Source organism: Mesorhizobium sp. M7A.F.Ca.US.002.01.1.1 (assembly GCF_004022955.1).
In the GTDB taxonomy this organism is placed as follows: Bacteria; Pseudomonadota; Alphaproteobacteria; order Rhizobiales; family Rhizobiaceae; genus Mesorhizobium; species Mesorhizobium ciceri.
The window spans coordinates 1-6,020 of the sequence record NZ_RZQE01000367.1 but is presented as its reverse complement, the minus strand read 5'-3'; the positions used below and the strand labels follow the sequence as shown (position 1 = coordinate 6,020).

Below are 6,020 nucleotides of genomic sequence, written 5' to 3'. Positions count from 1 at the left end.
TTCCTGATCATGGGCGTGTTCGGCATCATCATCGCGTCGGTGATCAACATCTTCCTGCAGTCGTCGGCGCTGTCGTTTGCCGTGTCGGCGATCGGCGTGCTGGTCTTCGCGGGCCTCACCGCCTATGACACGCAGAAGATCAAGGAGATGTATTTCGAGGGCGACAGTTCGGACGTCGCCGGTCGCAAGGCGATCATGGGCGCGCTGACGCTCTATCTCGACTTCATCAACCTGTTCATGTTCCTGCTGCAGTTCATGGGCGACCGTCGCTAGTTCAGCATGCTGGACCATCGAGTTCCAAAAGGGCGGCCCAACGGCCGCCCTTTTCTTTTGTGCCGGGCTTTGCTGTTATCGCGAGCAGAGAAATGGCACCCATAAACTATGAGCACTATTACGATTCGACCGGCGACAGCGGCCGACCTCGACAGCATCACCGGCATCTACGCCGACGCGGTCGCCCAAGGCACGGCGAGCTATGAGTTGGAGCCGCCGAGCCGCGCGGAGATGGGTGTTCGATTCGACAGCCTGATGGCCGGCGGCTTTCCCTACCTTGTGGCGGAGAAGGACGGCGCGGTTCTCGGCTACGCCTATGCCGGTGCCTTCCGGCCACGCCCGGCCTATCGCTTCATTGTCGAGGATTCGGTCTATGTCGCGCCCGAGGCCAAGGGCCAGGGCGTCGGGCTCAAGCTGATGCAAAGCCTGATCGAGGCGGTGACGACGGCGGGCTTTCGCCAGATCATCGCGGTGATCGGCGATGGCCGTCCCGACAGCGCCTCGGTGCGGCTGCACGAAAAGCTCGGCTTTCGCCATTCGGGCCGCCTTGAAGGTTCCGGCTACAAGCACGGCCGCTGGCTGGACACGGTGTTCATGCAGCTGTCCCTGAATGGCGGTGCCTCGACGCCGCCCGATCCGAGTTCGCTGCCGGAGCGGAAGTTTCGCCTTAGAGCGGACTGAAGAAGGAACTGAAGAATTGCGGAATTGAAGAACTGAAGAATAAAAAGAAGCGGCGGCAACAGATGACGCCGAGGCCTTTTCTCAACTCATCAATTCTCCATTTCTTCAATTCCCCTGCTCTAATTCCCTGCTCAGGCTTCCACCAGCTTCAACTTGCTGTCGAACACACCGAGCACGCGGCCGAGTTCCTGGCCGCGTTTCAAGATGCGGCCGCCGGCGGCGATGACGGCAAAGGCGCCCTGCTTGCGGGCCAGTTTCGGATCCTTGACGATCTGGAACAGCGGCACTTCGCTGGTGCGGCGGAAGACGGAAAAGACAGCGCGGTCGGCGAGATGATCGATGGCGTAGTCGCGCCATTCATTGGCGGCGACCATGCGTCCGTAGAGCCTGAGGATCTGGTCCAGCTCGCGTCGGTCGAACCGCACCGGCTGATCGAGACGTTCGCGTCGCGCCTCGTGCAGCGGGATTATTGCGGATGCGTCCCCATCCTCCGTCCCGCCACTGTCATCGGTCATGCCTCGATCCTTCAAAATGAATCTTTGCCAACCAAAGTTGGCGTGTTCGCGACTGAATTGCAAGGCCCGGCGAACCGAGCCCCGCGCCGCGCCGTTTCCGTCACGTCCAGTCACTTTTATGAAACGCCGTGTTGGAATTGGTGATGTTCCGCCACATTTCTGCCTTTTTTTATCCGCGCTCATGCCCCAATGTCCGACGAATTTACCGGCGTTGCCTGAGACGGTTCGGTCCGGCACCGGCTCGTAAACCCCAAGCCCCCCGCCCACGGGTCTGCGTCGGATCGAACCAACCTCGGCTCTTCCTCGGAAGAACCGGGAGCGACGATCCCAAAACCTAAATGACCGGCGTCAGAAGCAAGCTGACGTCGGTTTTTTATTGGCTGGTGATAGGTGAACCTTCGCGCTACCGCGGCCGGGGTTTGAGCGCTCTATCTCAAGGCTTGTGGATGAATGCGGCGCCGAGAATGGGACCGGGCATGCCGTCCTTGCCGACCGACTGCAGCAGCACGGCGCAGCCGCCCTTTTTGGCAATCTCGCTCATCGGCAGTTCGTAGCGCTGTGCCTTGCCATGCCACATGCCGGCGGTCTGGATGCCGGTGACGGCGTTCCAGTAGGTCATCTTGCGGCCGGTATTTTCGCCCTCGCCGACTTTGACCGTCTGCGGCGGGTCGAAATAGACGATGACGACATGGGCGTCGCTGGGGCCGTTGCCGGCATCGCCGGCGTCGATCATCACGCGATCGCTGGTGCGGCTGACCTTGACGGCGACGCGCATGCCTTCGCCGCTCTTGGCCATGCGGGCGAGCGCACCATCGACCTCGCCGCGGTTGGCGCCGTTGACATGGACGCGGCCATTGATGACGGCCTGCGGCGTATAGACGGAGCGGCTGCCGAAGGCGCGCATATAGTCGTATTGCCGCTCGGTGTTCTCCTTGCGGCCGAGCGTGTCCTGCCAGCCGAGATAGTCCCAGTAGTCGACGTGATAGGCGAGCGCGACGATGTCTTCCTTGGCGGCAAGTTCGGAGAACAGAGTATCGGCCGGCGGGCAGGAACTGCAGCCCTGGCTGGTGAACAGCTCGACCACGCCCAATGGCTTTTCGATCTGGACCCGGTCGGTCTGGGCGCGATCGGATTCGCCGGCATGCCCGGCGCCGGCAGACGCCGAGAAGGCCAGCGCAAGAGCTGCCAGCCACAATGATTTTCGCGAGGCCATGGCCATTCCGATTCCCGCCGGTGATGCCGGCTTTATCTTGATTGCTGAAATATGTGGCAGAACCGGAAGTCAACGGGAAGTCACGTTGCGGTGAAATTTTGCCGTTGCAGCCGACCGCAACCGCGCAATAGGAAGGATCTGCGCTTCAGGATAGAAACCGATTCGGGCGGCAATCGCGATGTGGCAAACGTTTTTGGCGCCGGTCGACCTCTATTGCGAGCGGACCGGCCCGGAATTCTGGTCCGAACCGGTCAACGCCCTGACCAACTTCGCCTTCATCGCCGCCGGCCTGTGGGGCGTGCGCGAGGTGCGAAGGCTGGGCACCGGCGCCTTCGCCGAGGTTCTGGCCTGGTGGGTGGTGGCGATCGGCATCGGCTCGACGATCTTCCATACTTTTGCCACCAAGGGCACGGTCTGGGCCGACGTGCTGCCGATCGCCGGCTTCACGCTGGCCTACACGCTGTTCAATCTGCGTCGCTTCCTCGGCATGCGATGGGGCAAAGCCATCGCCATCTTCATCGCCTTCTATGTGATTGCCGGGGCGATAACCGTTGCCGTGCCGGACTGGCTGCGCCAGGCGTCGAACGGCACGACGGGCTATCTGCCGCCGTTCCTGGCGCTCGCCTTCTTCGGCGCGCTGGTAGCCGCCAGCGGCAATCGCGCCGGCTGGTACAATCTGGCCGGATCGGCGATCTTCGTGGTGTCCGTCGTCTGCCGGATGATCGACCCGCTGGTCTGCGGCGGTTTCCCGCTCGGCACGCACTTCCTCTGGCACATCCTCAACGGGCTGATGCTGGGTGTGTTGTTGGCCGCCGCGGCGCGGTTTGGGGCGCCGAAGGTAGGGCAGTAGGGCAGTAGGGCAGTAGGGCAGTAGGGCAGTAGGGCAGTAGGGCAGTAGGGTGCTCTATTCCCTATTCCCTATTCCCTTACTGCCTTACTGCCTTATTCCCTTACTAAGCTGCCAGATCGCGCAGCACGTATTGCAGGATGCCGCCGTTCTTGAAGTAGTCGAGCTCATCCAGCGTATCGATGCGGCAGATGATCGGCACGTTCTTGACCGTGCCGTCGCCATAGGTGATTTTGGCGATCATCGTCTGGCGCGGCTTGATGGTGCTCAGCCCGTCGATCTCGACCAGCTCGTCTCCCTTGAGGTTGAGCGATGCCCATGAGGTGCCTTCCTCGAAGACGAAGGGGATGACGCCCATGCCGACCAGGTTCGAGCGATGGATGCGCTCGAAAGACTGGGCGATGACCGCGCGGACACCGAGCAGATTGGTTCCCTTGGCCGCCCAGTCGCGCGACGAGCCGTTGCCGTATTCGACGCCGGCGAAGACGACCAGCGGCACGCCTTCCCTTTTGTACTCCATCGCCGCGTCGTAGATCGATTCCTCTTCCTTCGACGGGTAGTGGATGGTGTAGCCGCCCTCGCGGCCGTTCTCGCCCAGCATGTGGTTGCGGATGCGGATGTTGGCGAAGGTGCCGCGCATCATCACCTCGTGATTGCCGCGCCGCGTGCCGTACTGGTTGAAGTCGGCGACGCCGACGCCGTGGTCGGTGAGGTATTTGCCGGCCGGCGACGCTGCCTTGATCGATCCGGCCGGCGAAATGTGGTCGGTGGTGATCTTGTCGCCGAACAGGCCGAGCACGCGGGCGCCCTTGATGTCGCCGATCTTGCCGAAACCTGACGTCATGCCGGCGAAATAGGGCGGGTTCTGCACATAGGTCGAGTTGTCGTCCCAGGCATAGGTCTGGCCTTCCGGCGCCTTGACGTTCTGCCAGTACTCGTCGCCCTTGAAGACGTCGGCATATTTGCGGGCGAACAGCTCGCGGGTGACGTTCTTCTCGATGAACTCCTGGATTTCGGCCGAGCTCGGCCAGATGTCCTTGAGGTAGACCGGCTCGCCGTTCTTGTCCTCGCCGAGCGGCTCTGTCGTGAGGTCCTTGGTGACAGTTCCGGCCAGCGCATGCGCGACGACCAGCGGCGGCGAGGCCAGATAGTTGGCCTGCACGTCAGGCGAGACACGGCCTTCGAAGTTGCGATTGCCGGACAGGACCGCGGCGGCGATCAGGCCCTTGTCGTTGATGGTTTTGGAGATCGGCGCCGGCAGCGGGCCGGAATTGCCGATACAGGTGGTGCAGCCGAAGCCGACCAGGTTGAAGCCGATCTGGTCGAGCTCCTTCTGCAGGCCGGATTTCTCCAGATATTCGGCGACCACCTGGCTGCCGGGAGCCAGCGAGGTCTTCACCCACGGCTTCTGCTTCAAACCGAGCCGGTTGGCATTGCGGGCCAAAAGACCGGCGCCGATCAGCACGCTCGGGTTCGAGGTGTTGGTGCAGGAGGTGATGGCGGCAATGACGACATCGCCGTGACCGAGATCATGGTCGGTGCCTTCGACGGCATAGCGCTTGGAGATTTCGGCCGCCTTCTTGTATTCGGTCTCCATCGCCTTGGCGAAGCCTTCCGGAATGCCTTCCAGGGCGACGCGGCCTTCAGGCCGCTTGGGGCCGGCCATCGACGGCACGACGGAACCAAGTTCGAGCTCGAGCAGATCAGTGAAGACAGGGTCGGCCGAGCCGGTTTCACGCCACAGGCCCTGGGCCTTGGCGTAGGCCTCGACCAGCGCGATGCGGTCCTCGCTGCGGCCGGACATTGTGAGATAGCGGATGGTTTCCGAGTCGACCGGGAAGAAACCGCAGGTGGCGCCATATTCGGGGGCCATGTTGCCGATGGTGGCGCGGTCGGCCAGCGTCATGTTGGAGAGGCCCGGGCCGAAGAACTCGACGAACTTGCCGACGACCCCCTTCTTGCGCAGCATCTGGGTGACGGTGAGCACGAGGTCGGTGGCGGTGACGCCCTCTTTCAGCTTGCCGGTGAGACGGAAGCCGATGACTTCCGGCAGCAGCATGGAGACCGGCTGGCCGAGCATGGCCGCCTCGGCCTCGATGCCGCCGACGCCCCAGCCGAGCACGCCCAGGCCGTTGATCATGGTGGTGTGCGAATCGGTGCCGACGCAGGTGTCGGGATAGGCTGTGGTTTCGCCGTCCTCGGTGTTGGTCCACACCACCTGGCCGAGATATTCGAGGTTGACCTGATGGCAGATGCCGGTGCCGGGCGGCACGACGCGGAAGTTGCGGAACGCCTGCTGGCCCCATTTCAGGAATTTGTAGCGCTCTTCGTTGCGCTCATATTCCAGCTCGACATTGCGGGCGAAGGCCATCGGCGTGCCGAATTCGTCGACGATGACGGAATGGTCGATGACGAGGTCGACCGGCACCAGCGGGTTGATCTTCTGCGGATCGCCCCCGAGCGAAGCCATGGCGTCGCGCATTGCGGCAAG

6 protein-coding genes are annotated in these 6,020 nt (G+C 62.7%); 3 read left to right on the top strand and 3 right to left on the bottom strand.

Annotation, left to right across the window (positions count from 1 at the left end):
- Positions 1–273 (top strand): Bax inhibitor-1/YccA family protein (locus EN932_RS26675; protein ID WP_164890630.1); only part of this gene is annotated, 273 nt, incomplete at its 5' end.
- A 108-nt stretch (positions 274–381) separates the two neighbouring features.
- On the top strand, positions 382–954 hold the full coding sequence (locus tag EN932_RS26670) for a GNAT family N-acetyltransferase (RefSeq protein ID WP_127369191.1): 573 nt from the start codon (positions 382–384) through the stop codon (positions 952–954).
- Between the two features lie 131 nt (positions 955–1,085).
- Here EN932_RS26670 and EN932_RS26665 read toward each other — a convergent pair whose 3' ends face one another.
- Both EN932_RS26665 and EN932_RS26660 read right to left on the bottom strand, forming a co-directional pair.
- Entirely contained in the window at positions 1,086–1,469 is a 384-nt protein-coding gene (locus EN932_RS26665) for a DUF2794 domain-containing protein (RefSeq protein WP_127369192.1), read from the bottom strand.
- A 433-nt stretch (positions 1,470–1,902) separates the two neighbouring features.
- Entirely contained in the window at positions 1,903–2,688 is a 786-nt protein-coding gene (locus EN932_RS26660) for a thioredoxin family protein (protein WP_013528826.1), read from the bottom strand.
- A gap of 172 nt (positions 2,689–2,860) precedes the next feature.
- Here EN932_RS26660 and EN932_RS26655 point away from each other — a divergent pair, with 172 nt between their 5' ends.
- On the top strand, positions 2,861–3,532 hold the full coding sequence (locus EN932_RS26655) for a ceramidase domain-containing protein (protein WP_064992626.1): 672 nt from the start codon (positions 2,861–2,863) through the stop codon (positions 3,530–3,532).
- Between the two features lie 103 nt (positions 3,533–3,635).
- On the opposite strand, the gene acnA is transcribed toward EN932_RS26655, so the two are convergent.
- On the bottom strand, positions 3,636–6,020 hold a 2,385-nt coding region (gene acnA / locus EN932_RS26650; protein WP_128369173.1), incomplete at its 5' end, for an aconitate hydratase AcnA.

Bases quoted from the DNA above. Each gene is read 5' to 3' on its own strand.
- EN932_RS26660 (WP_013528826.1), bottom strand. From the start codon at position 2,688: ATGGCCATGGCCTCGCGAAAATCATTGTGGCTGGCAGCTCTTGCGCTG.
- EN932_RS26655 (WP_064992626.1), top strand. From the start codon at position 2,861: ATGTGGCAAACGTTTTTGGCGCCGGTCGACCTCTATTGCGAGCGGACC.
- EN932_RS26670 (WP_127369191.1), top strand. From the start codon at position 382: ATGAGCACTATTACGATTCGACCGGCGACAGCGGCCGACCTCGACAGC.
- EN932_RS26665 (WP_127369192.1), bottom strand. From the start codon at position 1,469: ATGACCGATGACAGTGGCGGGACGGAGGATGGGGACGCATCCGCAATA.